Origin of the sequence: Dolichospermum sp. FACHB-1250 (assembly GCF_014696335.1) — a bacterium.
Taxonomy (GTDB): domain Bacteria; phylum Cyanobacteriota; class Cyanobacteriia; order Cyanobacteriales; family Nostocaceae; genus Dolichospermum; species Dolichospermum planctonicum.
This window is the reverse complement of the sequence record NZ_JACJPZ010000018.1, coordinates 16208-40032: the sequence shown is the minus strand read 5'-3', so window position 1 is coordinate 40032 and position 23825 is coordinate 16208. Positions and strand designations below refer to the sequence as shown.

Below are 23825 nucleotides of genomic sequence, written 5' to 3'. Positions count from 1 at the left end.
GCTGACAGGGAACAGGGAATAGCTTTTTGAGTAGGGTGTGTTAGCGATTAGGTAAAGAATTTGTGTGTAGCATAGCGATAGCGAAGCGCTGCTGCAAGCAGTTCGCTATATAATACAGCAAGTTCAGCTTGAGTGAGGTACACCTTGTGCGGGCAAGATGCCCGCACCACAAGAGTTTTATTTTATTATTAATATCTGTACTTGAGGTGAAGACTTTGGGTGTAGCACAGCGATAGCGAAGCGCTGCTGCAAGCAGTTCGCTATATAATAGGGTAAGTTTAGGTTGAGTGAGGTACATTTTGTGCGGGCAAGATGCCTGCACCACAAGAGTTTTATTTTATTATTAATATCTGTACTTGAGGTAAAGGCTTTGGAGGTAGGATAGCGATAGCGAAGCGCTGCTGCAAGCAGTTCGCTATATTATATAGTAACGCACCATTTAAAATCATTGACATCATCAAAAAATCCCCATCTTCATCCTGTACATCCTTTCATCCTGGATATCCTGATTCTGACATAAATTAGGTGACAGGTGCTACGCCACGGGGATAGGTGACAGGGAACAGCTTTTTGAGTAGGGTGTGTTAGCTATTCGTAACGCACCATTTTAAATCATTGACATCATCAAAAAATCCCCCTCCTCATCCTGTACATCCTTTCATCAGTTGACAGGGAACAGCCAACAAAATGCAAAAAAAACCGCGAAAAATTTGCTTTTTAGGTATTGACAAAGGATTTTAAATATGTTATCCTTATCTTGATAAGGAAGAACTATCTGAAATTATTTATAAACAATTTAATTAATAAAACAACAAAATCCCCGACTTCTTTGAGAGGTTGGGGATTTTGTTCAAGATCAAGCCTTACAGCATGGGTACAAACTGAGACTTATCAGGTACTTCCGCATACTCAGCCACGATTTGTCTAAGTTCGTCACCATTAATGGTTTCTTTTTCAATCAACAAATCAACTAAACGATCTGCAAGACTACGATGATCACGCATGATCTTCTTAGCGCTAGCATAGCATTCTTCCACAATCATTCTGACTTGAGCATCAATGCGACAAGCGATAGACTCGGAATACTCGGAACGGGTTGTCCAGTCACGACCCAGGAACACCTCACCCTGTTGGCTTTCCAGAGATAAAGGACCTAGATCAGACATTCCGAACCGTGTTACCATTTGTCGAGCCATGCCTGATAACTGCTGTAAATCTCCACCAGCGCCAGTTGTTACTTCTGCTGCTCCAAAAATTACTTCTTCAGCAGCCCGACCACCTAAAGCCCCGGTAATTCTGGCCTTTAGCTGAGAACGGCTAATTAGACCTTGTTCTTCATTAGGCATAAACCAAGTTAAACCCTGGGCTTGTCCTCTGGGAATCAAAGTCACCTTTTGGACGGGGTCATGGTCTTTAAGTAAAGTCCCCACTAAAGCGTGTCCAATTTCATGATAAGCAATCAACCGCTTACTCTTGCTGTCTACCAGGGGAGTACCTTCCATCCCCGCAACTACGCGGTCTACAGCATCATCAATTTCCGCTAAAGTGATACCCTCTTTGCGTCTTCTAGCAGTGAGAATAGCCGCTTCATTGAGCAGATTAGCTAAATCTGCACCGGTAAACCCTGGAGTGCGACGGGCGATCGCTTCTAAGGACACGCTATCATCCAACTTCTTATTTCTAGCATGAACCTGTAATACTTCCAAACGGCCTTTAATGTCTGGAGCATCTACCGTTACTTGTCTATCGAAACGACCAGGACGCAACAAAGCCGCATCTAACACATCAGGGCGGTTGGTAGCAGCAATAATAATAATGCCAGTATTGCCTTCAAAACCGTCCATTTCCGTTAATAATTGATTAAGGGTTTGTTCCCGTTCATCATTACCACCACCAATACCAGCGCCCCGTTGACGACCCACAGCGTCAATTTCATCAATAAAGATAATACAGGGAGCGTTATCTTTCGCTTTCTTAAACAAATCACGGACACGGGAAGCACCCACACCCACGAACATTTCTACAAATTCCGAACCGGAAATACTGAAAAAAGGAACACCAGCTTCACCAGCGATCGCTTTAGCGAGTAAAGTTTTACCAGTTCCTGGAGGTCCAACTAATAGTACACCCTTGGGAATCCGAGCGCCAACAGCGGTAAATTTTTCAGGTTGTTTTAGAAAAGTGACAACCTCTTGTAATTCTTCCTTTGCTTCTTCAATTCCCGCCACATCATCGAATTTTACCCCAGTTTTCGCTTCCATTTGGAAACGAGCGCGGGATTTGCCAAAATTCATCGCTTGTCCAGGACCACCGGGAAGATTATTAGAACGACGGAACAAAAAGAAAAGTCCCGTAATCAATAAAACCGGGAAAATCAAATTACCCAGAAGTCCCCAGATTGCCCCGTCATTTCGCATGGGGTGGGCATCAAAGCTCACTTCCTTCTGTTTCAGCTTTTGAATCAATTCCGGGGCATTCACGGGCAAATCTACCCGCCAGCGTTGAGTGCGATTTTCGATGTCTTGGTCATTGGCCTCAATAATTGCCGTTCTCCCACCATCGTAAAGATCCACATTAATAACACGGTCTGCGTCCAAATATTCCAGAAAGCGACCGTAGGTCATGCGGGTATTGGCCGCATTTTTACCCGTATCCGCAGAAGTGCCTGTAAAAGTGCCTTGCCAGAAGAAAAAGCCAATTACTAAGGCCAGCACTGACCAAAGTGCTACGACTCTCCAAGAGAATTTCATCTTTAATTTGCCTCTAGATACTAATATGACTGCTTTTGTAACGGATGTTTATAAATCCATTTTGTAATTTGAGCCATAAAACGTCGGTTTGCTTATGGCAGATTCATGAAGTTTGTCTAGAATCTTAATTAAATTTAACCTAATTCTCATAGTAATACCAATTAAAAATTAAAAATTAAAAGTTAAATATCCCCAAAGTCATACCCAGTAAGGATTTGGGGCTAATTTATATTTTGCTATCTCTATTACTAATTTTATGCTGGACTGCACAGGATTACCAAATTCATTTATTTTTCTTTATCTGTGTTTATCTGCGTTTATTGATATAGTTTATCTCTTCTATGCTTTGAAGCTAAATACAACGGAAATATTACGGAGAATAGACCACGAAGAAACGAAGAAGCGAAGGTAAGAGTTTTAGAGAGATTTTTCGTGATGGGTGATAGTGTCATCGCTGATCTTGTAACTAATCATCGGTTAAAATATAGTAGACTTCTTGTGGAAATTTTTATGAAAGCAGAGTTAACAGCCATCATTGAGAGAGCAACGGAAGGAGGATATTGGGCAATTTGTCCAGAAATTTCTGGTGCTAATGGTCAAGGTGAAACCATTGAGGAAGCGAAAGAAAACTTGGAACTTGCTATTCAATTGATTATTGAAGATCGTATGGCAGATATCCGCAGGGGAATCACAGAAGATGCGATAGAAGAGACCATTTTAATTCCATGAAACGTAAAGAATTAGAAAAAAAGTGAAAACAAGCAGGTTGTTACTTAAAACAAGAAGGTGGTTCTCATTCTTTATGGATTAATCCTCAAACAGGTGTCATTGAGGCTGTACCAAGACATACAGAAATTAAGGAATTTTTAGCCCAGAAAATTCTTAAAAACTTAAATGCCGAATAAGTAGGTGAACACAATAAAACCAATCTGTGTAAAGAAAAGTAAAATCGCCCAAAACCTCTTCACTCTGTTCAACCTTCTCTACAAGGGTTTCAAGTCACGCACATTTAATTCTCACAAGATGTCTAATCATTTACTTAGCTCCCATAATTTTTAAAGTATAAGGTAGGGAATCATTTTCCTTGTAAGAACCAATCCAAATTTGGTAAGTTCCTGGTAGCCATTCACCAACAACACCGGGATTTTTACCATCAAAGTCATCATTACACCAAGTTCCACCAGGTCCTTTGATAATCATGGTCGTGTCCGCAGGACTGTTAACTACTAATTTTAGGTATTCAAATTTACTCAATAGTTTCAGCGTATGATCGGGTGCTTCATCCATAAATCCCTTACAAGGTCCAGTTGATGTTGTTTCTGTTTCGGCTATTTGGCTTCCGGGTATTGAACCACCACTCATTCCCCTGACTGTCAATGGATCTGGGGAAAATGGATATTGAATAGTAACATTTTCAAAAATCTGGGAAACTCGTTGAGCATTAGCCACTTGAGTAAATCCACCTGTAGTCCAGAGTATAATCATTCCTGTAGTCAATACTTTTTTGGACATTGTAATTATAGAAATTTGCTAAATACCTTTAAAGACATAAATTTACGGTCTCAAGTTCCTTTAGAGAAAAGACTTGAGTACCGCTGTGAGAATTTAAAATTCCAGAAAATTCTTACCCAATACTCAGTAATTAATTATTGCTAATTGCCTGATTTAAACGAGATTTATCTAAACCAATCTGATTTAATAGTAACCAAGATTGAATTAAATCTGGTCCGTGTACATCCCCAGTTAAAGCTGCTCTGAGCGATCGCATCACTAAGCCCTTTTTCACATTTTCTGTTTTTACAACTTGCTTAATTATACCTTGGGCTATATCTGCTGATAAAGTTGGTTGACTCTCTAAAGCTGTAGTAATTGCTTGTAGTACAGCTTTAACACCTTCCTGCTGTAGTTGTTGACTACCTTCTTCAGTTAATTCTACACCATCAGTAAAAAATCCCTTGGTCATTTCCACAGCATCTACCAACCGAGTCAAACTAGCAGCAATTAACCCCGTTAATGATTCTAACCAAGGACGTTCTCTACCACCGTTAAATTGATAACCAGCTTTTTCCCAGAAGGGCATAAGTAAATCTGTAAGTTCCCCAACTGGCTTATGATGGAGATATTGGCTATTCAACCAGTCCAATTTATCCCAGTCAAATTTAGCACCAGCCTTATTCACTCGCTCAAAGCCAAAATCCTGAGCCGCTGATTCCAAATCAAAGATTTCTTGCGTGGAATCCCCTGGCGACCATCCTAGTAAAGTCATATAATTTACTAGAGCTTCCGCCGTAAAACCCAGATCCTGAAAGTCACAAATGGAAGTTACTCCATCTCGTTTCGAGAGTTTTCGCCCTTCTTGGTTTAAAATCAAGGGTGTATGGGCAAATTCGGGAATTTTCGCCCCCAAAGCTTCATATAGTAAAATCTGTTTAGCTGTATTAGCGATATGGTCTTCACCCCGAATCACATGAGTAATTTCCATATCAATATCATCCACAACCACCACAAAATTATACAATGGTTGACCACTACCATCACTAGAAGCGCGAGCAATGACCATATCACCACCCAAATCACTACCACGCCAACTCATTTTACCCCGTACTAAGTCATTCCAAACAATTTCCCGATCATCGGCAATTTGGAAACGAATTACAGAAGAACGTCCTTGAGCCTCAAACTCAGCCCTTTGTTCTGGAGTTAAGTACCGATGACGGTTATCATAACGAGGTGCTTCACCTTTAGCCTTTTGCGCTTCTCGTAAAGCGTCTAATTCTTCAGATGTGGTATAACAGCGGTAAGCTAGTCCTTGATCTAGTAGTTTTTCAACTGCTTCCTTGTAAAGTTCTAAGCGTTGAGATTGGAAAAATGGACCTTCATCCCAATTCAATCCTAACCAGCGTAGTCCATTGAGAATATTATCTGTATATTCTGGACGCGATCGCTCTAAATCTGTATCTTCTATTCTTAAAATAAACTTGCCATGATGGTGACGAGCAAACAAGTAATTAAATACAGCCGTTCTCGCTGTACCAATATGTAAATTTCCGGTAGGACTTGGAGCTATACGGACTCTGACGGTCACAGTTGATTCTCTCTTTTATACAGCACAATTAAACTTACTGATATAAAACCTATGAGTATATATGAATATCTCAGCATTTTACATTCAGCACTTTTGAACAGGAATAAGGAAACCCGAAACTTAATCACGGGTAACAGGCTTGATTATAACCCAATTTAAGTTTCTTTTCCTATTCCTACATGGTATATTGTCCAGGGCGAACGATGGGACTCGAACCCACGAATGGTGGTACCACAAACCACTGCCTTAACCACTTGGCTACGCTCGCCATTCAACTTATTTTTCAATAATAACACTAACTAAAAAAATGATCAAGCCTTTTTGATCAGAAATTTAGATAATTTTCTTGGTAGTCTTTGAAAGACCAACAACTACCGACTTCAAGTTGAAATATGAAACTTTTAACTACTCTCATCAGTATAGGAGCAGTAAGTGTTACTATATTGGGGGTGATTATGGCCAAAACCAACCCCAATCAGATTGAGTATGAAAAGTATGCAGTTCACAAGCTGACAACATACTTAGAAACTGATGTATGTCAAAAGACTCCGAATTTCCTGGAAAGATTAATTAAAGTTGATTGTCATCAAATGCTTCAAACGCTTAAACCAGAAATTAAAGAACTTATTACCAGTACAACCAACCGACAAGACTATATAATCTTTAGTATTTATAGAAGTGAAATTAAACTTGATTCGTGGATACCAGGTTACAAGTTTGAAACTGTGGGAGCATTGAATCAATTTTATACTTACAATGCCGAAGAAAAATAAATAGGGAATAGGTGGGAATTTTACCAATGACAACTAATGACTAATACAGCTTATCTTTTAGTATCTCACGGAAGTCGTGATCCTCGTCCACATTTGGCTATGCAGCAATTAGCTAGGCTGTTAAGTGAGATGTTACCCCAAGGGGAAGACTTGATAGGTATTGCTACCTTAGAGGCCAATATCCAACCTTTACATCAACAAATTCAAGATTTCGCTGATCAAGTTCAGGCTTTTGGCTGTAAAATAGTGCAAATTATCCCCCTATTTTTGTTACCGGGTTTTCATCTCATGACTGATATTCCCGCAGAAATAGCACTGGCACAACAGGCAATAAATGAAAGAATAAGAATAGAATTATGTCCTCATGTCGGTAGTTATCCTGGGTTAGAAAAATTTGTTTCTAGGATGATGATGACAGTAAAAGCTGATGTATCAATTATCCTAGCTCATGGCAGTCGTCGTCCTGGTTCTCATAGACCCGTAGAAAATATAGCAGCTAGTGTGGGTGCATTTACAGCTTATTGGTCTGTACCTCCCAGTTTAGAACTAAGAGTCAAGGAATTGATTACCGCTGGTTATGAACAAATTGCGATTTTTCCCTACTTTTTATTTACAGGTGGCATAACTGATGCGATCGCTTTGGCAGTAGAAACGCTAAAATTGGAGTTTCCATCAGTAACTTTTCAACTCGCACCACCTTTAGGAACAAGTCGAGAATTTGCTGATTTAATCGGGGATTTGATCAAAGAAGGGGAAAAAGTTTTTGGGTAAAGTTTATTTAGTTGGTGCAGGTCCAGGAGATCCTGGACTCATGACCATCAAGGGAAAAGATTTATTAGCTTGTGCAGATGTAGTTATTTATGATGCTTTGGTAAGTCCAGAAGTATTAAATATGATTAATCCCGCAGCAGAACAAATTAACGCTGGTAAACGGATGGGTAGGCATTCTTTATTACAAGAAGCTACCACAGAATTACTGATAGAAAAGGCGGCAAATCATGCTGTTGTCGTCAGACTCAAAGGTGGTGATCCCTTTATTTTCGGTCGTGGTGGGGAAGAAATGGCAGAATTGGTAGCCGCAGGGATTCCCGTAGAAGTTGTACCAGGGATTACATCAGGAATAGCTGCTGCGGCCTATGCTGGTATTCCTTTAACCCATCGCCTTTATAGTTCTTCTGTAACTTTTGTGACTGGACATGAATCTGCTGGTAAATATAAACCCCAGGTAAATTGGCCAGCAATAGCCCATGGTTCAGAAACAATTGTAATTTATATGGGTATACACAATTTACCCTACATTGTAGAGCAGTTAACTGTAGCGGGGTTGAGTTTAGATACACCCATGGCTTTAATTCGCTGGGGAACTCGGCCAGAACAGGAAGAATTAATTGGTGAATTGGGGACAATTGTAGCACAAGTAACAGAAAAAGGATTTCTCGCACCTGCAATAGCCGTAATTGGTGCAGTCGTTAAAATGCACAGTATATTATCTGATTCTGTACAGGAGAAAAAATAGAGGAAAAGTTTGGTTAGGGTTACACTGATTAAATCCTTTTTATTTGTCCTTTGTGTTGATATTCTGTTGTTGAATAATCTCGCTAATTTCTGCCAAACTTAAATTTAAAACCTGTGCGATTTGTTCTCTAGTTAAACCCAATGCGATCAAACCAGGAACTGCGTCTAACTTGGCTTTGCGTTCACCTTCTTCTTTTGCTTCTTGATAAAATCGGGTTTGTTTTAACTCACTTAATCCAAACATAGCTTCTATTTCCTCCCTATTCATTCTTGGAAACTTGTAAATTAAAATTGTCTCGATGATTTGTAATAGTTGTTGCTGTTGAAGTTGAGAATTGATCTCTTCTTTAGTTCTGGTGATTAATTCTCTAGCTTGGGTAATGGAATTATCTGGGTTAGCGATGATTAGTTTTATTGTAGCAATCCCAATGGGTAAAGATGTTGTTTCTGCTAATTCATCGAGATAAATAACTCGGACTCGTTGACTGGTGAAAAATTCTTGATAATGCTGAATATCTCTTGTATCTATGCTGCTGGTTGGATAGATAACTACCGCACTCCAGTGATTTTTGGGGTGGTTTTGGCGAATGTAAAGAAATATTTCGCTAAAAAGTCTATGTATGGTAGAGATCCTTATCTGATTGAAATTGTACTTCTAAAAAGTAGATGGGGTTATCTGTATTTTGGTTAGGTAAGAAAACTCCATCTATTCTCAAGGCTGTTTGTTTGACTTCAACTGATGAAAATTGATAAAGTTCGGCTAGTTGGGGGGAGTTACCAATCAGTTCAAAAAATATGCTAGGTATTTCTTGAAACAATCGGTAAAATATGCTGTCTGTTTTCATTTTAAAAAGTTGTTTTTAGCGATATCCAGGCTTTCATCAAGTGTTACCCCAAATTCTAGCGTATTAAACCCGGATTTTTATAAAGAAATCTCTAAAAATCCACTATTTCATCAATTAAATCTTTTTGAAAATAATTCATCTGTCTCAAAAAATTATGTAAACAATTGAAGAAGCTAAAAAACAACTTGATATGCTGATCAAAAAAGCTAGGTAGGATAAGTTATCGCTCAAATACAAGAATACAAATCTTTTTGATACAGATCAAGCTAGATGTGAATATTTAAAGGTTATGTAATTTTTATCCCTCCTCGAAATTCCCGCAGAGCTTGAGCATGATTTTCTATATTAATACAACCCATCAATAAATCTACATCTAAACTCGGTAAGAGTTGCGATTTACTAACAGCTTCATAGCCATCATTTCCTAAAGTATAAAACAATAATTCATCATTCATCCAAAACCAAACTTCAGGAATTTGTAACCGTTTGTATGCTTCCAGTTTATTAATTCCTCCACTACTAACAACCACCTCAATCACTAAATCAGGGCGTTTTCTATTTGCTCCCAATTCATAAGATTCATCAGCTTCTTTTTTGACCTTTTCAAATTCATTTTCTAGGGTAACAGAACCAGTAGGAGTAAAATCTAATTCCAAAAATTCTAAATAAATTTCTAGTAAAGCACCAATACGTTTTTTGATAGTTTCGTGTTTTTTCCCTGGCATTTTCCGAATCTCCAAGACTCCATCTAAAAAAGATAACCTTAACCCTGGGCGATCAATTAGCTGTTCAACAGCTTTAAATTCTCTCCAGGTTAAGTCACTAATTAAAATTGGTTCTGCTTCTCGTTCAATGAGTGTAGTTATCATAATTTAAACCCAAATTTAGAGATTGAATTTTGCTCAAGGTGATATCATATAAAAACAGATTATCATAAAAAATATCATGCAAGCATACAAACTCAAAGGAAAAATTGATCAATCTGGTAACTTGCTGATTACCGAACTTGTGAATTTACCCCCCGGAAATGTGGAAGTAATAGTCTGGCCAGCTACAGATACCCATGATCATACCACAACCAGTGAACCAGCACCAGAAACACCAAAAAGACGAACTAAAATCAAGGCTTTGCAAAACTGGTTTGAAAAAACCCAACCCGCACCTCCTGATTTTGATCCAGATCAAGCTAAATGGGAACATTTAAAGGAGAAACATAATCTGTGAAAATCTTGCTTGATACCAACATCATTATAGATATTTCCACAAAAACAATGATAAAATAGTTTGTGAATCAAGTCTTTGTTTGTGCCTATTCTCAATTCAATTTACACAAGAAGATAAATAATTATGCTATCAGTTGAAGAGTTAATTCAAGAAGCCTTGTCTTTACCCAGTTCTAGCAGAGTATTTTTAGTAGAAAAACTAATTGAAAGTCTAGAATCTGATATTGATGAAAATATCCAAAAGATTTGGAACACAGAAGCTAAAAAACGCCGGGATGAAATACGTAATCATACTGTTAAACCAATTTCTGGAGAAATCGCTTTAGCTCAAATTAGACAAATTTTAGAAAAATGAAAAATGAAAAATGCAGAAAATGAAATTGAAATAGCACAAAATTTTATCAATGCTGTTGAAGATGCCATTTTCCGAATTATTGAATCACTTAAACGCTATCCAGTTAGCGATGAATATATTCGTCGGTGTTTAGTGCGTAAGTTTCCCTATGGAATACTCTATACCATAGAAGATGAATACATTTTAACTGTAGCGGTTATGCACTGTAGTCGTAAACCAAAATATTGGCAAGAAGTGAACCAGCGCCAGAAACACCAAAAAGAATGGTACAGCAAAGAGAGGAATCCTTGATGATTTGAGAGGATGTTTTACTAGGAGATGATGATGAAAGTTGTCTGGAGTAGTTGATTCAAGGAGAGTTAGCGGGTTTGTGGTCTTGTTCTGTTGCTTATGATTGTAGAATTATCTTTAACTTTTCTGAGGATGAGAAGTTATTAGAAATGGTTATTTTATTGATAGATATTGGCAGCCATGATGAGGTTTATTAACCTGATTTGTGAATTTTTACACAATGTGTTCAAAAATTATTTTCAGTAAATCCTCTTGAGAAAAAGGCTTTTCTAAATAACCATTAGCTTTGACAAATTTGGCTTTTACTCTATCCCTTAATCCCATTCTTTCTGTCATCAAAATTATAGGAGTATCTTGATAATGTGTGTGTTTTCGTAATAAAGAACAGATTTCATAGCCGTTTAAATTAGGCATTTCTATGTTTAGTAAAATGATATCTGGTTGTACTCGCAGAATTTCCATTAAAGCTTGGGAAGAATCTGTAAATTTGATCACATTGAATATTTGTTCATCCAAAAATTCTGACACAGCATTTAAAATTTTCTGATTATCATCTATGGAAAAAATACTGCATTTCTGCTTCTCTCTGATAAAGGAGTTACTTGACTGATTTATATTTCCCTGATTATTAACTTGATCAGAATTGCTTTTGGGTAATTTTTCCTGGGATGTTTTGGGTACTTCTAACTGATAATAAGGTTCAAAATTCAAATTTTCTTGAACATCAACTTTTGCTGCTGATTGACATGGTTCTACTAAGGCTTTTAAATTTAAATGGCAAAATTTAGGCAGATTGTCTAAAAAAGTATTAGGAACAAATTCATAACTGCCATATTTTAAATTCAGCAAGGATTGTAAAACTTCTAGTGCTAACTCCTCAATTAGTAAAGCCGCTTGAAAATGACTAATATATTTTTGATTAACTAACCAACAAATAGCTAAATAATCTGGACTTGGTATTGAATGATTCTCAATATCTTTTTCAAAAATCATCCGCACTTGTTCATTAATTCCTCTGGGGAGAGTTGAGATTTGCTGACTTAATCTCTGTAAGTTCCGGTAAAGAGGTTTAAACATTTCTTCAGAATAACCAGCGTAAATTAGTTTACCCTGATCCATATATATTGACCAAGCACCAGATTCGCTAAATACTTGCAAACAACCAGTGTAAGAACTATTAGTAATCTTCTTTAATATGTTAATTGGTTGTAGTCTTTGGAAAAATCTATATCTAGTAATAGGAGTAGCGTTCATTTTCTGGGATGGTTCATTAAAGTTGTTTTTCATTATCAGTTACTCACTGTATTTTATCAATATTCCGAATCCTGATTCTTGAATTCTTCCCTTTAGGTTACTATATATTTTTTAGAGAAATAAAAAAGTATGTTAAACATAAGATGAAGATAAAAAAATGAAGTGGTGATTTTCTACCGACACGACTCTAATTTTTGATCTCAATGTTGCTTAAATTACCCAATACCCAATCGTGTCTACAATTAATATCCAAGTTATAGAAAATAGCGATCGCTTAGACCGCTATTTATCCCAGAAGTTATCAGATTTGTCCCGTTCTCGCATCCAGCAACTCATAGAACAGGGTCATGTCCAAGTTAATGATCAAATTTGCACATCTAAGAAGGTTAATCTCAAAATAGGCGATCGCATTTCTCTAGAAATTCCCGCCATCGAACCTTTACAACTCATAGCAGCGGATATTCCTCTAGATATCCTCTATGAAGATGAGGAGTTAATTATTCTCAATAAACCCGCTGGTTTGGTTGTTCACCCCGCACCCGGTCATCCTGACGGAACTTTAGTTAATGCTATATTGGCCCATTGTCCTAATTTACCCGGTATTGGCGGTATTCAACGTCCTGGAATAGTTCACCGCTTGGATAAAGATACTACCGGAGCGATTGTTATTGCTAAAACAGATTTAGCTTATCAGCATTTACAAGCACAATTACAAGCAAAAACCGCCAGACGAGAATATTTAGGTTTAGTTTACGGTGTTCCCAAAACGGAAACTGGAAGCATAGACTTACCCATTGGTCGCAATCCCCAAGACCGCAAAAAAATGGGAATTGTTTCTCTAGAAGATGGTGGACGCGCTGCAATAACTCACTGGCAAGTACAAGAGCGTCTTGCTAACTACACATTAATCCACTTTCAACTAGAAACAGGACGTACCCATCAAATTCGCGTCCACAGTGCCAAAATTGGTCATCCTATCGTTGGTGACCCTCTTTATAGTTCTGCTCATTCTATCGGCGTAAATTTGCCAGGACAAGCCCTACACGCTTGGAAACTCCAGTTACAACATCCTGTTTCTGGAAAGTTGCTTCAAGTAACAGCACCCCTTCCCCGCAGTTTTACCACTTTACTAGAAGTATTGCGTCGCCGCAGTGGGGTTTGTTAAGAATTTATGAGTAAATAACGATTTACTCTCAATTTGTGAATATAACTTTTTTTCATTCACATCCCCCCATGGGGGAAAAAAATAGAAAGTTTTCAAAATATTTAGAAATGTAAATTTAACACTCCTTAACAAAATTTAGGAAAGCTATAAATGGGATAAAACCCTTATATTCTTTTAATTACAAGGGTTTCCAGGAATATTTAAACAAGCTTAAGCTAGTTAATATTGCGATTTTTTGCAGAAAATATAAAGTTATGTAACAGAAATATCTAGATATTCTTAGTTGTATACCTTGTATGTAAAGGATTTGAGGCTTTTCTTAGGCGAACATCTTATTTATTCATAATTTGTAATAAATAAAGGTTCTATAGCATTGTATAAACATAAGCTGTAGGGGTTAAACAACAGAAGAAAGTTAAATAAAGCAGGTGATTCATTGAATTTGCCAGTTTCTCATAAATTTACCCTTGACTCTCATAATTTCTGGTTTGTAAACTGTAAACTAGAGAGGAGAGAAGACTTGAGAACGGCTTTGATTTGACTTCGTTGCCAACCAATCCGAATTAGTTTTAATTTAGAGATCTCTCAACTAAGTAATTTAGGAGATTAGAGTCCATGACATTAGATGTATTTTCCAAGGTTGTTTCCCAAGCTGACGCTCGTGGTGAATTCCTCAGCACCGAACAGCTAGATGCTTTGACCGCAGTAGTAGCCGCTGGTAGCAAGCGTTTAGACACTGTTAACCGCATCACCAGCAACGCTAAAGACATCGTTACCGATGCTGCTCGTGCTTTGTTTGAAGAACAGCCCAATTTGATCGCTCCTGGTGGAAACGCTTACACCAACCGTCGGATGGCTGCTTGTTTGCGCGACATGGAAATTATCTTGCGCTATGTAACCTATGCAGCATTAGCGGGTGATGCTAGTGTTCTAGATGACCGTTGCTTAAATGGCTTACGGGAAACCTACCAAGCTTTGGGTACCCCTGGTGCTTCAGTAGCAGTTGGTGTTGGCAAAATGAAAGAAGCAGCGATCGCTAAAATCAACGATCCTAACGGGATCACCAAGGGTGATTGTAGTTCTTTGGTTTCTGAAGTTGCAAGCTACTTTGATCGTGCTGCGGCTGCTGTTGCCTAAAAATTACAAATTAGCTCCCGTCTAAATTGAGCTTTTTTCATAACCTGCATGGCGTAGCCATACAAAACAAGCAAGAAACAATCTAGGAGATTTTCACCAATGAAAACACCAATTACCGAAGCAATTGCATCTGCTGATACCCAAGGACGCTTTTTAAGCAACACCGAATTACAAGCTGTTAACGGTCGTTTCGTTCGCGCTGCTGCCAGCATGGAAGCTGCTCGTGGTTTAACCGCTAATGCTCAAAAATTGATTGATGGTGCTACCAGCGCTGTTTACAGCAAATTCCCTTATACCACCTCTACCCCAGGCGCTCAATTCGCATCTGATGCTCGTGGTAAAGCTAAATGCGCTCGTGACGTTGGTCACTACCTACGCATCATCACCTATAGCCTAGTTGCTGGTGGTACAGGTCCTTTGGATGAGTTCTTGATTGCTGGTTTGTCTGAAATCAACGGCGCGTTTGATTTGTCTCCCAGCTGGTACGTAGAAGCTTTAAAATCCATCAAAGCTAATCATGGTTTGAGCGGTCAAGCTGCTAACGAAGCTAATACCTACATTGACTACGCCATCAACGCTCTTAGCTAGATAGCGTCATGCCCGGAGAGGGATACAATTATTAGATGAAGTTACCCCTCAAGGGGTTCGCCAGTTATTGCTCATGGAGTCACTGCGTTAGTTGGAAAATATCCAACTGTAAATTAAGTGGCGTTAAGACCTCCAAGATCATCCTGGTTCACCTAGCAATTGGATCTAGCTCCGGGCATAGTTTTATCTACAAATAAGGCAAGAGTCAAGAGGGAATAGGTAAGTCCTAATTACCAACGACCAACTTGGATTAAATACCAAGCTTTATTCCGCCAAAATTCGGCACAATAAAGGGAAAAAACATGGCAATTACAACAGCAGCCTCCAGACTAGGAACAGAGCCTTTCAGCGACGCACCCAGAGTTGAACTGCGCCCCAGCGCCAGCCGGGAAGAAGTAGAAGCTGTAATTCGTGCCGTTTATCGTCAAGTCTTAGGAAATGACTATATACTGGCATCAGATCGCTTAATTAGTGCAGAATCACTGCTACGTGACGGCAATTTAAGCGTGAAAGAGTTTGTCCGCAGCGTCGCTAAATCAGAACTCTACAAATCTAAATTCTTCTACAACAGTTTCCAAACTCGGTTAATTGAACTCAACTATAAACATTTGTTGGGTCGCGCACCATACAATGAGTCAGAAGTGACTTACCACTTAGACTTATATATTAACCAAGGTTACGACGCGGAAATTGACTCCTACATTGATTCCCAAGAGTATCAGAATAGCTTTGGGGAAAATGTTGTTCCTTATTATCGCGGGTTCGATTTTCAAACGGGACAAAATGCAGCCGGTTTTACGCGGATGTTCCGTTTATACAGAGGTTATGCTAACAGCGATACCGCTCAGGTTGAAGGTTCTAAATCCCGTTTGGCGCGGGAATTAGCTAGTAATAAAACCTCCTCAGTTGTTGGACCATCTGGTAGTAACAATAACTGGGGTTTCCGCGTATCTGTAGATGACGCTCCTAAGCAAAATCTAGGTAATGCCGTTGGGGAATCCAATCGCACTTACCGGATTGAAGTTACAGGTATTCGCAATCCAGGATACCCCAAAGTCCGCCGTAGCAGTACAGTGTTTATTGTGCCTTACGAGCGCCTTTTAGAGAAAATGCAGCAAATTCATAGAGTTGGCGGCAAAATTGCCAGCATAACATCAACCTAAGCGCTGCTCACGGACAAAACTCACATAGGAGATATAGAAGTAATGTTCGGTCAAACTACACTTGGTGCTAGTAGCGTTTCTTCATCTGCCAGCCGCGTATTTCGTTACGAAGTTGTGGGCTTAAAGCAAAACCAAGAAAGCGACAAGAACAAATTCGACATTCGCCGCAGTGGTAGCGTATTTATTACCGTACCCTACAGCCGCATGAATGAAGAAATGCAGCGGATTAGCCGTCTAGGTGGCAAAATCGTCAAAATTGAAACTTTGACAGCGGCGGAATAAGCATCAAGCCCTGGCAATGATAGAACCCAGTGGAGAAGCATATCCTGCGGAAAATGCACCAAATCTCACACCAGAGATAGCTATTGCTAACCTGCAATCATCAGATCTAAGTCTCCGCTATTATGCTGCTTGGTGGTTGGGTAAGTTCCGAATCAGTCAGCCACAAGCCATAGACGCACTTATCAGCGCGTTAGAGGATGAAGCCGACAGAACAGAACTAGGAGGTTATCCCTTACGGCGCAATGCCGCTAGATCACTTGGTAAATTGGGCAACTTGAAAGCTGTACCAGGTTTAATTAAGTGCTTGGAATGTGCTGATTTTTATGTCCGCGAAGCCGCAGCCCAATCTTTGGCCATGCTCAAGGATAAAACAGCATTACCAGCATTGATAAAACTACTAGATGGGGGTGTTGACCAAGCAGTACAAGTACCTGGTTTACCTCATCTTACCCAGCCCTATACGGCAATATTAGAAGCCTTGGGAGCTATGGGTGCAACTGAGGCTATTTCTCTTGTCCAGCCTTTTCTTCAGCATCCAGTTCCCCGATTACAATGCTCCGCAGCCAGAGCCATGTACCAACTGACACAAGACCCCATCTATGGTGAGTTATTAGTGAAAACTTTGGTGACGGGTGATTTAAAAATGCGTCGCGTTGTTTTGGGAGACCTGGGGGCAATTGGGTATTTAGCAGCAGCAGAGGCTATTGCTCAAGCACAAGTGGAAAATAGCTTTAAACTGATTGCTTTGAAAGGATTATTAGAGTATCAACTGCCAGAACAGTCTGATACTTTTGGTATATCTGAACCAGCTACCCGAGTTATGAATTTGATGGACTCACTCTTATAGTCAGTAGTCAGTTGTCAATTATCAGTTGCAAAACTACTGACTACTGACCACTGACCACTGAGAAAAAATGGATGAACTAATTCGGGCTATTGCCACAGCTGAAACACCTTACCAACTGGTGACAGCAGTGAAGAATTTGGCAGCAATTAAAGATACATCAGCAATTCCCACTTTAATCGCTGTATTTGGTTATAACAATCCAGAAGCAGCGATAGTGGCAGCGGCAGCATTAACAGAGTTGGGAGAGGTAGCAGTCCCACAATTGCTAAACCTTGATGATTATAACTATGGCGCACGGGCTTATTCAATTCGCACTCTGGCAGCGATCGCCGATCCTCGCGCTTTAGATGTTCTTATTGATACTACATTGACTGACTTTGCCCCTAGTGTCCGCCGTGCGGCTGCTAAGGGACTAGGAAACTTACAATGGCATAAGCTAGACATTGTTGCCAGTGAAATAGCTACAAATCGCGCCCTAGAGACACTAATGTGCATCTGTGAAGATACAGACTGGTCAATTCGTTATGCTGCTGTTGTTGGGTTACAAGCTTTAGCGAAAGTAGCTACAGTTAGATCACCTATTTTTGCTAAATTTGCATCAATGCTGACTAAAGATACTGAAAAAGCAGTTCGCGCTCGCGTTCAGTTGGCCTATAGCCAGTAAAGTAATTTACATACCATATAACAAGGTAAAAGTAAAAATGTCAATACCACTACTAGCATACCCCCCTAAATCGCAAAATCAGCGAGTAGAAGGCTACGAAGTCCCCAACGAAGATACACCAACGATGTATCGCTTAAATTATGCCACTTCTGACCAAGATATTGATAGCATCATCTGGGCGGCATATCGGCAAATTTTCAGCGAACACCTGATTTTAGACAGTTATCGGCAAAACTTCTTAGAATCACAACTGCGAAATCGGGCTATTACCCTGCGGGATTTTATCCGGGGTTTAGGCAAATCAGACGTTTACCGCACTCAAGTAGCAGATACAAACTCTAATTATCGTTTAGTTGACATTACTTTAAAACGGTTCTTAGGCCGGGCTGCTTACAATAAAGACGAAGAAATCGCTTGGTCAATTGTCATTGCTACCAAAGGATTACATGGGTTTATAGATGCTTTATTGGATTCCAGTGAGTATTTAGACAACTTTGGTGATGACATTGTACCTTTTCAACGTCGTCGTTTTGGCGATCGCCCCTTTAATTTAGTTAATCCCCGTTACAATGCTTATTGGCGTGATACACAAAACATTCGCGGTATAACTGGTCGTTCCTTCTACACAGCCCGGACATCAGGACAACTGACTACAGCGGATATCAGACGGGCAATTCCGGCTAATTTCTTCGCTATGGCAGGGTCAATTATTACCAACGAACGCAACTACCAACGTAGTTTAGCCACAGCCCAATCTTTCGTCAGTAGCCTGGAAATACCCGATACTTCCCGCGAAATCGGTACACCACAACCCACTATTAAACCCGTAGCAGTTTCCTTACCTTACCGGTATATCCCCGCTAACGCCAAAAATTAGTAATTCGCAAGAAGCAAGAGGCAAGAGGCAAGAGAAAAATAAATATCTTCCTATTACCTATTACCTATTACCTAACAACTGACAAACATGACAATACCTTTACTAGAATACAAACCCAGTTCTCAAAACCAGCGTGTTTCTGGTTATGAAGTTGCTAACGAAGATACACCCACAATTTACCGCATCGAAGACTGTTCCTTTGGTGAAGAAGTAGAAGAATTAATTTGGGCAGCTTATCGGCAACTTTTCAGTGAACACGTTATCCTCAAATTTTACCGTCAAGTTAATTTAGAATCCCAAGTAAAAAACAAGGCAATTACCGTCCGTGATTTTATCCGGGGTTTAGCTAAATCTGAAGCTTTCCAAAGTTTGGTAATTCAGACTAATTCTAATTACAGATTAGTAGAAATTGGACTAAAACGGTTATTAGGTCGCGCACCATACAACAAAGAAGAAGAAATTGCTTGGTCAATTGTCATTGCTACTAAAGGCTGGGGTGGCTTTGTTGATACTTTGCTAGATTCTGAAGAATATCAAAGTAACTTTGGTGAAAATATTGTTCCCTATCAAAGACGGCGTTATAAAGATAGACCCTTTAATTTGGTAACACCACGATACAGCGATTATTGGCGCGACCAACTCGAAGATGCTCGTTATAAATGGGGTGACATCAAAAACTTTTTGGATATGGCAAATTCCATTAAGATTAAAACAGTGACTTACACACCAGTTAGCACTGCTAATATCCAAATCCCTAACACCACAAGACAAACAACATCAACTGGTATTCCTGTTTCCGTTAGTCCTAGTGCTGGGTTTCCCGTGCGCTAAATAGTTTTTTATCTAGCTGGGTAATCTGGGTGAAAAAAGTTCAAAAGTTTGCATTTTTTTAAGGATTTTAATTTTAGTTACTTTGCTAAGTATAACAACATTTTGAGATGCCAACTTTACCAAAAGGCAGGTTTTTTAAAATGGCAATTCCTTTACTTGAATACAAACCTACAACTCAAAACCAAAGAGTTAGTAGTTTCGGCGCAGCAGATACAAATGAAGACAGTCCTTACATCTACCGCATTGAAAATGCTAACTCTCCCGGCGAAATTCAACAACTAATTTGGGCGGCTTATCGCCAAATTTTCAACGAACAGGAAATTCTCAAATTTAACCGCCAAATTAACTTAGAAACACAACTCAAAAATAGGTCAATTACGGTTAAAGACTTCATTCGCGGTTTGGTGAAATCAGAGCGATTTTATCAGCTAGTTGTGACACCAAATAACAACTATCGCTTGGTAGAAATGTTCCTGAAAAGGATCTTAGGTCGTTCTCCTTACAATGAGCAAGAAAAAATTGCCTGGTCAATTCAAATTGCTACTCTAGGTTGGGGAAAATTTGTTGATGTTTTAATTGATAGTAGCGAGTATGAACAAGCTTTTGGTGATTCTACCGTACCCTATCAACGCAAACGCATGACCACAGACCGACCAATCAGCTTTATGCCCCGCTATGGTGCTGATTATCGAGACCGGGCAGGTATTGTCCAAAGAGGTCGGTATAATCAATGGCGTGGGTTTGTCTACCCAAACTCTGGGCCAAATGTTGATTGGGGGGCGCTATCTGCTGTATTACTAGTCATAACCGCAGGTATCGTCTTCTTATTTATTCTCAATTGGTTAGGAATGAGTTCTATTTACTAACCGTTTCAGGGGAAAATAAGATTAAGAAGAAATAGGGAATAATACGGGGAATTTACACCCTATTCCCTATTCCCTAATTCATTATCTTTGTTTAACTTAATCATAAAAGGAAAAAAACAATATGGCATTGCCATTACTTGAATACAAACCAAGCACCCAAAATCACCGGGTAAGCAGTTTTGGACCTGCTGACCAAAATGAAGATACACCTTATATCTATCGTTTAGAAGATGTTAGTTCTTACACTGACATAACAAGCATCCTTTGGGCTGCTTATCGTCAAGTTTTCAGTGAACATGAAATCCTCAAATTTAACCGTCAAGTTACTTTAGAATCTCAACTTAAAAACGGTTCTTTGTCAGTGCGTGACTTTATTCGGGGTTTAGCAAAATCTGAAGCTTTCTATCGTTTAGTCGTTTCTGTTAATAACAACTACCGTTTAGTAGATATCACCCTCAAACGTTTATTGGGTCGTTGTGCTTACAATAAAAAAGAAGAAATTGCTTGGTCAATTGTCATTTGTAACAAAGGTTTTGGCGGTTTTGTTGATGTTTTATTAGACAGCGCCGAATACACCGAAAATTTTGGCGAAAATACTGTACCTTACCAACGGAAGCGTTTTGTAGACCGTCCCTTTAATTTGGTAACACCCCGTTACGGTGCTGACTTCCAAGAAACAGCAGGTACTGTCAAAACTGACTGGCGCTTTACTTTGGAGAATTTCTACACCGCCAAAGCGAAAGAAAAGCGCATGGCCGAAGGAGATCCTCGCAAATTCGCAGCTATGGCGGCTTCTGTATCTGGTAAAGGTAACTACGCACAAAAGTTATCTTCCTTTGATATTGACTACCTCAATGCTGTTCCTTATCGTGGTAGACGCTAGGTAAGTTAAGCCTGGGGCGGTGTTGCTGAATTAGGGTATGAAAGTCAGAAATTACATTTCTCCTCTTATTGTTTGCGTTTTTGCGTTTCTGCATGAGGCTTCATACTTTTATTCGGCAACACCATTTGTTTATTCAAGTATGTAGATATAATTTTCTAGTTTTCAAAGATTATAGGACTTACGCACGAGTCACGGAATAGGGAGAATAAGGGTTTGAGAGGTATTTTGCGTAAATCCTATGATAAATTTACTTAAGACCTAGCCATGAAAGTACACCTTGATTTGTAGTGTATTCAATCACTACCATTAAAATGAAGCCAATCATGGCCGCTCTACCATTTAATCGTTCGGCATATTCATTGAAGCCAAACTTGGGTTCTTCTAATTTAGGGGTAACAGTTGGTTGTTGTGTCATAATCAGTGGTTTCTCTCTTGTAATTGTCAAACAAAAATTTACAGGGATTTTTCAACTAAATTTCAGAGTATGGTGATCCGTGCTTTACAATTTTTAATTATTCTTTATCTATTGTAATAAGACTGGCCGATTAGTCAAGGTGAAAAAGACTAAAAATTTCGGATTTTGAATTGCTGAATACGGAAATAGTTAAATAGGTACTGGCACGCTAAAGTAAAACAACAGAATATCAGAGGTTATTAATGGAAATTGGTGTTCCTAAAGAAACTAAAGATCAAGAATTTCGGGTAGGGTTAAGTCCTTCTAGTGTCAGGGTGTTACGGGAAAATGGCCATAATATATTTGTAGAAAGTCAAGCTGGGAATGGTGCGGGATTTACTGATGAGGATTACGGCAATGCTGGGGCTGAAATTGTTGATAAAGCCGATGCTGCTTGGGATAGAGAGTTAGTTGTCAAAGTGAAAGAGCCTTTGACAAGTGAGTATAAGTTTTTGCAAAAAGAACAGTTGTTATTTACTTATTTACATTTAGCAGCAAATCGCCAATTAACAGAATATTTAATTGATTGTGGCATTTGTGCGATCGCTTATGAAACCGTAGAACAACCGGGAGCAAATAGACTTCCCTTACTCACTCCTATGAGTATTGTTGCCGGTCGGTTAGCGGTCCAATTTGGTGCTAGATTCTTAGAACGTCAACAAGGGGGAAGAGGGGTACTGTTAGGAGGTATACCGGGGGTTAAAGCTGGTAAAGTGGTGATTTTAGGTGGTGGTGTGGTGGGTACAGAAGCCGCAAAAATTGCCGTGGGTATGGGTGCAATGGTGCAAATATTAGATGTTAATGTGGAACGGTTATCCTACCTAGAAACCCTGTTTGGTTCGAGAGTAGAACTACTTTACAGCAATTCTGCCCATATTGAAGCAGCAGTTAAAGAAGCTGATTTACTGATTGGTGCGGTGTTAATTCCTGGTAAAAAAGCACCCATTTTAGTATCTCGTGAATTAGTTAAACAAATGCGTCCTGGTTCAGTGATTGTTGATGTGGCTGTGGATCAAGGTGGATGTGTTGAAACGCTACAACCGACATCTCATACAAATCCTGTATATATTGATGAGGGGGTAGTACATTATGGAGTTCCGAATATGCCAGGAGCAGTACCTTGGACATCAACACAAGCTCTTAACAACAGTACCTTACCCTATACTGTCCAGTTAGCAAATTTGGGAATTAAAGCTTTAGAGGTTAACCCAGCTTTAGCAAAAGGTTTAAACGTTAAAAATCATCATCTTGTACACCCCGCTCTCAAAGAGGTGTTCCCTGATTTAGTTGGGTAAGCTGTACTGCACTTAATTTGTATAATTATAGCGGGCATCCTGCCCGCACCACAAGATTTAGCCATATATTGATCAAACAACGGGCCCAGGGGGGTTTTGTCTGTGTAGCCGTGATTTATAATCACCAGGTATTTGATCACATCAAATCGGATTCCTCTATATGTTCCTGCAAACAAGTATATTAATAGGGGTGGAAACTAATAGATGAAACAGCGTCAAAAACTATTTGACCTTATTTCACCATTGATAAAATAATACCTACTAGTGAACCTAAAATTAACGCAATACTACTTAAAGAACTAATTGCAAAACCTGGACCACGTTTTTCCGCTGCTTGGTAATATCCCCAAGCATAAGCAATACGTCCCACTACCCAAGCTGCACCTAGCCCAGAACCCCAAATAGGACTAACGTAAACAGAAAATAACCATAAAGCCGGGATAAATAGAGCCAGTTGTTCTAAGGTGTTTTGCTGTACCCGTAATACTCTTTCAAAATCGGGGTTTCCTGTAGTCTGTGGTACAGGGACTTGATACTTAAATCTGGCTCTACCAACGTTGATTGTGACGACAAAGTATAGTATAAGTGCGGAAACAGTCACTAAACTAGGATAAGGAGACATAAACTTTAGTAAAATCAGAAATTGGCTTTATCTACAAAGTATTATAGATTATATCAAGTT

The 23825-nt window shown here is 39.2% G+C and carries 27 protein-coding genes, 1 tRNA gene and 1 pseudogene; 20 read left to right on the top strand and 9 right to left on the bottom strand.

Annotated features, from left to right (window positions below; genetic code table 11):
* Nucleotides 1-863 precede the first annotated feature (863 nt).
* Nucleotides 864-2750 (bottom strand): ATP-dependent zinc metalloprotease FtsH2, encoded by a 1887-nt coding sequence (gene ftsH2, locus H6F39_RS08440; RefSeq protein ID WP_137908433.1) that lies wholly within the window; start codon nt 2748-2750, stop codon nt 864-866.
* Between the two features lie 510 nt (nt 2751-3260).
* Here ftsH2 and H6F39_RS08435 point away from each other — a divergent pair.
* Together H6F39_RS08435 and H6F39_RS21140 are read left to right on the top strand one after the other, a co-directional pair.
* Nucleotides 3261-3479 (top strand): type II toxin-antitoxin system HicB family antitoxin, encoded by a 219-nt coding sequence (locus tag H6F39_RS08435; protein WP_137908434.1) that lies wholly within the window; start codon nt 3261-3263, stop codon nt 3477-3479.
* A gap of 77 nt (nt 3480-3556) precedes the next feature.
* Nucleotides 3557-3655 (top strand): hypothetical protein, encoded by a 99-nt coding sequence (locus tag H6F39_RS21140; protein ID WP_322745923.1) that lies wholly within the window; start codon nt 3557-3559, stop codon nt 3653-3655.
* Between the two features lie 130 nt (nt 3656-3785).
* Here the strand turns inward: H6F39_RS21140 and H6F39_RS08430 are convergent, their stop codons facing one another.
* The 3 genes from H6F39_RS08430 to H6F39_RS08420 all read right to left on the bottom strand — a co-directional run bounded on the left by H6F39_RS08430 (nt 3786) and on the right by H6F39_RS08420 (nt 6103).
* Nucleotides 3786-4262 (bottom strand): hypothetical protein, encoded by a 477-nt coding sequence (locus tag H6F39_RS08430; protein WP_190372553.1) that lies wholly within the window; start codon nt 4260-4262, stop codon nt 3786-3788.
* 130 nt (nt 4263-4392) lie between these two features.
* On the bottom strand, nt 4393-5835 hold the full coding sequence (gene gltX / locus H6F39_RS08425; RefSeq protein WP_190396538.1) for a glutamate--tRNA ligase: 1443 nt from the start codon (nt 5833-5835) through the stop codon (nt 4393-4395).
* Nucleotides 5836-6030: 195 nt separating this feature from the next.
* A tRNA-His gene (locus H6F39_RS08420) sits at nt 6031-6103 on the bottom strand.
* Nucleotides 6104-6227: 124 nt separating this feature from the next.
* On the opposite strand from H6F39_RS08420, the gene H6F39_RS08415 reads away from it, so the two are divergent.
* From H6F39_RS08415 to cobA, 3 genes are read left to right on the top strand one after another with little or no spacing between them, the layout of a single operon-like run.
* Nucleotides 6228-6608: a DUF4359 domain-containing protein gene (locus H6F39_RS08415; RefSeq protein WP_190372555.1), complete on the top strand. Its 381-nt coding sequence runs from the start codon at nt 6228-6230 to the stop codon at nt 6606-6608.
* Nucleotides 6609-6644: 36 nt separating this feature from the next.
* On the top strand, nt 6645-7379 hold the full coding sequence (locus H6F39_RS08410; RefSeq protein WP_190396537.1) for a sirohydrochlorin chelatase: 735 nt from the start codon (nt 6645-6647) through the stop codon (nt 7377-7379).
* Nucleotides 7372-8124, top strand: coding sequence for a uroporphyrinogen-III C-methyltransferase (gene cobA, locus H6F39_RS08405; protein WP_190396536.1), 753 nt, complete (start codon nt 7372-7374; stop codon nt 8122-8124). The genes H6F39_RS08410 and cobA overlap by 8 nt, the downstream gene beginning before the upstream one ends.
* A 39-nt stretch (nt 8125-8163) precedes the next feature.
* On the opposite strand, the pseudogene H6F39_RS08400 reads toward cobA, so the two are convergent.
* Nucleotides 8164-8968 (bottom strand): annotated as a pseudogene (locus H6F39_RS08400) (Rpn family recombination-promoting nuclease/putative transposase).
* 287 nt (nt 8969-9255) lie between these two features.
* Nucleotides 9256-9837 (bottom strand): Uma2 family endonuclease, encoded by a 582-nt coding sequence (locus tag H6F39_RS08395; protein WP_137908440.1) that lies wholly within the window; start codon nt 9835-9837, stop codon nt 9256-9258.
* Nucleotides 9838-9913: 76 nt separating this feature from the next.
* On the opposite strand from H6F39_RS08395, the gene H6F39_RS08390 reads away from it, so the two are divergent.
* The 3 genes from H6F39_RS08390 (at nt 9914) to H6F39_RS08380 (ending at nt 10837) form a co-directional block, all read left to right on the top strand.
* Complete coding sequence (locus tag H6F39_RS08390) at nt 9914-10192, top strand: hypothetical protein (RefSeq protein ID WP_137908441.1); 279 nt, start codon at nt 9914-9916, stop codon at nt 10190-10192.
* A gap of 123 nt (nt 10193-10315) precedes the next feature.
* Nucleotides 10316-10546: an addiction module protein gene (locus tag H6F39_RS08385; protein WP_137908442.1), complete on the top strand. Its 231-nt coding sequence runs from the start codon at nt 10316-10318 to the stop codon at nt 10544-10546.
* A 3-nt stretch (nt 10547-10549) separates the two neighbouring features.
* Entirely contained in the window at nt 10550-10837 is a 288-nt protein-coding gene (locus H6F39_RS08380) for a type II toxin-antitoxin system RelE/ParE family toxin (RefSeq protein WP_190396535.1), read from the top strand.
* Between the two features lie 213 nt (nt 10838-11050).
* Here H6F39_RS08380 and H6F39_RS08375 read toward each other — a convergent pair whose 3' ends face one another.
* Nucleotides 11051-12091 carry a response regulator gene (locus H6F39_RS08375; RefSeq protein WP_190396552.1) on the bottom strand — a complete coding sequence of 347 codons (1041 nt, stop codon included), beginning with the start codon at nt 12089-12091 and terminating at the stop codon, nt 11051-11053.
* A 232-nt stretch (nt 12092-12323) separates the two neighbouring features.
* On the opposite strand from H6F39_RS08375, the gene H6F39_RS08370 reads away from it, so the two are divergent.
* From H6F39_RS08370 to H6F39_RS08320, 11 genes are all read left to right on the top strand, one after another.
* Nucleotides 12324-13256, top strand: coding sequence for an RluA family pseudouridine synthase (locus H6F39_RS08370; protein WP_190396534.1), 933 nt, complete (start codon nt 12324-12326; stop codon nt 13254-13256).
* 615 nt (nt 13257-13871) lie between these two features.
* Nucleotides 13872-14393 (top strand): phycocyanin subunit beta, encoded by a 522-nt coding sequence (locus H6F39_RS08365; protein ID WP_028084588.1) that lies wholly within the window; start codon nt 13872-13874, stop codon nt 14391-14393.
* A 99-nt stretch (nt 14394-14492) separates the two neighbouring features.
* Nucleotides 14493-14981 (top strand): phycocyanin subunit alpha, encoded by a 489-nt coding sequence (cpcA, locus tag H6F39_RS08360; RefSeq protein WP_028084587.1) that lies wholly within the window; start codon nt 14493-14495, stop codon nt 14979-14981.
* 302 nt (nt 14982-15283) lie between these two features.
* Nucleotides 15284-16144, top strand: a complete 861-nt coding sequence (locus H6F39_RS08355; protein WP_028084586.1) for a phycobilisome linker polypeptide — start codon at nt 15284-15286, stop codon at nt 16142-16144.
* Nucleotides 16145-16186: 42 nt separating this feature from the next.
* Nucleotides 16187-16426: a phycobilisome linker polypeptide gene (locus tag H6F39_RS08350; protein WP_137908445.1), complete on the top strand. Its 240-nt coding sequence runs from the start codon at nt 16187-16189 to the stop codon at nt 16424-16426.
* A gap of 16 nt (nt 16427-16442) precedes the next feature.
* Nucleotides 16443-17273 carry a HEAT repeat domain-containing protein gene (locus H6F39_RS08345; protein ID WP_137908446.1) on the top strand — a complete coding sequence of 277 codons (831 nt, stop codon included), beginning with the start codon at nt 16443-16445 and terminating at the stop codon, nt 17271-17273.
* Nucleotides 17274-17340: 67 nt separating this feature from the next.
* Nucleotides 17341-17937, top strand: a complete 597-nt coding sequence (locus H6F39_RS08340; RefSeq protein ID WP_190396533.1) for a HEAT repeat domain-containing protein — start codon at nt 17341-17343, stop codon at nt 17935-17937.
* 37 nt (nt 17938-17974) lie between these two features.
* Entirely contained in the window at nt 17975-18814 is an 840-nt protein-coding gene (locus H6F39_RS08335; RefSeq protein ID WP_137908448.1) for a phycobilisome rod-core linker polypeptide, read from the top strand.
* 87 nt (nt 18815-18901) lie between these two features.
* Nucleotides 18902-19645 (top strand): phycobilisome rod-core linker polypeptide, encoded by a 744-nt coding sequence (locus H6F39_RS08330; RefSeq protein WP_137908449.1) that lies wholly within the window; start codon nt 18902-18904, stop codon nt 19643-19645.
* 140 nt (nt 19646-19785) lie between these two features.
* Nucleotides 19786-20511, top strand: coding sequence for a phycobilisome rod-core linker polypeptide (locus H6F39_RS08325; RefSeq protein WP_137908450.1), 726 nt, complete (start codon nt 19786-19788; stop codon nt 20509-20511).
* Nucleotides 20512-20632: 121 nt separating this feature from the next.
* Nucleotides 20633-21394 carry a phycobilisome rod-core linker polypeptide gene (locus H6F39_RS08320; RefSeq protein ID WP_137908451.1) on the top strand — a complete coding sequence of 254 codons (762 nt, stop codon included), beginning with the start codon at nt 20633-20635 and terminating at the stop codon, nt 21392-21394.
* A gap of 247 nt (nt 21395-21641) precedes the next feature.
* Here H6F39_RS08320 and H6F39_RS08315 read toward each other — a convergent pair whose 3' ends face one another.
* Nucleotides 21642-21809, bottom strand: coding sequence for a chlorophyll a/b-binding protein (locus H6F39_RS08315; RefSeq protein WP_137908452.1), 168 nt, complete (start codon nt 21807-21809; stop codon nt 21642-21644).
* Nucleotides 21810-22051: 242 nt separating this feature from the next.
* Here H6F39_RS08315 and ald point away from each other — a divergent pair, with 242 nt between their 5' ends.
* Nucleotides 22052-23143: an alanine dehydrogenase gene (ald, locus tag H6F39_RS08310; protein ID WP_137908453.1), complete on the top strand. Its 1092-nt coding sequence runs from the start codon at nt 22052-22054 to the stop codon at nt 23141-23143.
* A gap of 232 nt (nt 23144-23375) precedes the next feature.
* Here ald and H6F39_RS08305 read toward each other — a convergent pair whose 3' ends face one another.
* Nucleotides 23376-23765, bottom strand: coding sequence for an MAPEG family protein (locus tag H6F39_RS08305; RefSeq protein ID WP_137908454.1), 390 nt, complete (start codon nt 23763-23765; stop codon nt 23376-23378).
* Nucleotides 23766-23825 lie beyond the last annotated feature (60 nt).

Bases quoted from the DNA above. Each gene is read 5' to 3' on its own strand.
- H6F39_RS08335 (WP_137908448.1), top strand. From the start codon at position 17,975: ATGTCAATACCACTACTAGCATACCCCCCTAAATCGCAAAATCAGCGA.
- H6F39_RS08415 (WP_190372555.1), top strand. From the start codon at position 6,228: ATGAAACTTTTAACTACTCTCATCAGTATAGGAGCAGTAAGTGTTACT.
- H6F39_RS08340 (WP_190396533.1), top strand. From the start codon at position 17,341: ATGGATGAACTAATTCGGGCTATTGCCACAGCTGAAACACCTTACCAA.
- H6F39_RS08350 (WP_137908445.1), top strand. From the start codon at position 16,187: ATGTTCGGTCAAACTACACTTGGTGCTAGTAGCGTTTCTTCATCTGCC.
- H6F39_RS08435 (WP_137908434.1), top strand. From the start codon at position 3,261: ATGAAAGCAGAGTTAACAGCCATCATTGAGAGAGCAACGGAAGGAGGA.
- H6F39_RS08410 (WP_190396537.1), top strand. From the start codon at position 6,645: ATGACTAATACAGCTTATCTTTTAGTATCTCACGGAAGTCGTGATCCT.
- ald (WP_137908453.1), top strand. From the start codon at position 22,052: ATGGAAATTGGTGTTCCTAAAGAAACTAAAGATCAAGAATTTCGGGTA.
- H6F39_RS08395 (WP_137908440.1), bottom strand. From the start codon at position 9,837: ATGATAACTACACTCATTGAACGAGAAGCAGAACCAATTTTAATTAGT.
- H6F39_RS08430 (WP_190372553.1), bottom strand. From the start codon at position 4,262: ATGTCCAAAAAAGTATTGACTACAGGAATGATTATACTCTGGACTACA.
- H6F39_RS08320 (WP_137908451.1), top strand. From the start codon at position 20,633: ATGGCATTGCCATTACTTGAATACAAACCAAGCACCCAAAATCACCGG.
- H6F39_RS08345 (WP_137908446.1), top strand. From the start codon at position 16,443: ATGATAGAACCCAGTGGAGAAGCATATCCTGCGGAAAATGCACCAAAT.
- H6F39_RS08390 (WP_137908441.1), top strand. From the start codon at position 9,914: ATGCAAGCATACAAACTCAAAGGAAAAATTGATCAATCTGGTAACTTG.
- H6F39_RS08380 (WP_190396535.1), top strand. From the start codon at position 10,550: ATGAAAAATGCAGAAAATGAAATTGAAATAGCACAAAATTTTATCAAT.
- H6F39_RS08325 (WP_137908450.1), top strand. From the start codon at position 19,786: ATGGCAATTCCTTTACTTGAATACAAACCTACAACTCAAAACCAAAGA.
- cpcA (WP_028084587.1), top strand. From the start codon at position 14,493: ATGAAAACACCAATTACCGAAGCAATTGCATCTGCTGATACCCAAGGA.
- H6F39_RS08315 (WP_137908452.1), bottom strand. From the start codon at position 21,809: ATGACACAACAACCAACTGTTACCCCTAAATTAGAAGAACCCAAGTTT.
- H6F39_RS08330 (WP_137908449.1), top strand. From the start codon at position 18,902: ATGACAATACCTTTACTAGAATACAAACCCAGTTCTCAAAACCAGCGT.
- ftsH2 (WP_137908433.1), bottom strand. From the start codon at position 2,750: ATGAAATTCTCTTGGAGAGTCGTAGCACTTTGGTCAGTGCTGGCCTTA.
- H6F39_RS08375 (WP_190396552.1), bottom strand. From the start codon at position 12,091: ATGAACGCTACTCCTATTACTAGATATAGATTTTTCCAAAGACTACAA.
- H6F39_RS08365 (WP_028084588.1), top strand. From the start codon at position 13,872: ATGACATTAGATGTATTTTCCAAGGTTGTTTCCCAAGCTGACGCTCGT.
- H6F39_RS08355 (WP_028084586.1), top strand. From the start codon at position 15,284: ATGGCAATTACAACAGCAGCCTCCAGACTAGGAACAGAGCCTTTCAGC.
- H6F39_RS08385 (WP_137908442.1), top strand. From the start codon at position 10,316: ATGCTATCAGTTGAAGAGTTAATTCAAGAAGCCTTGTCTTTACCCAGT.
- H6F39_RS08305 (WP_137908454.1), bottom strand. From the start codon at position 23,765: ATGTCTCCTTATCCTAGTTTAGTGACTGTTTCCGCACTTATACTATAC.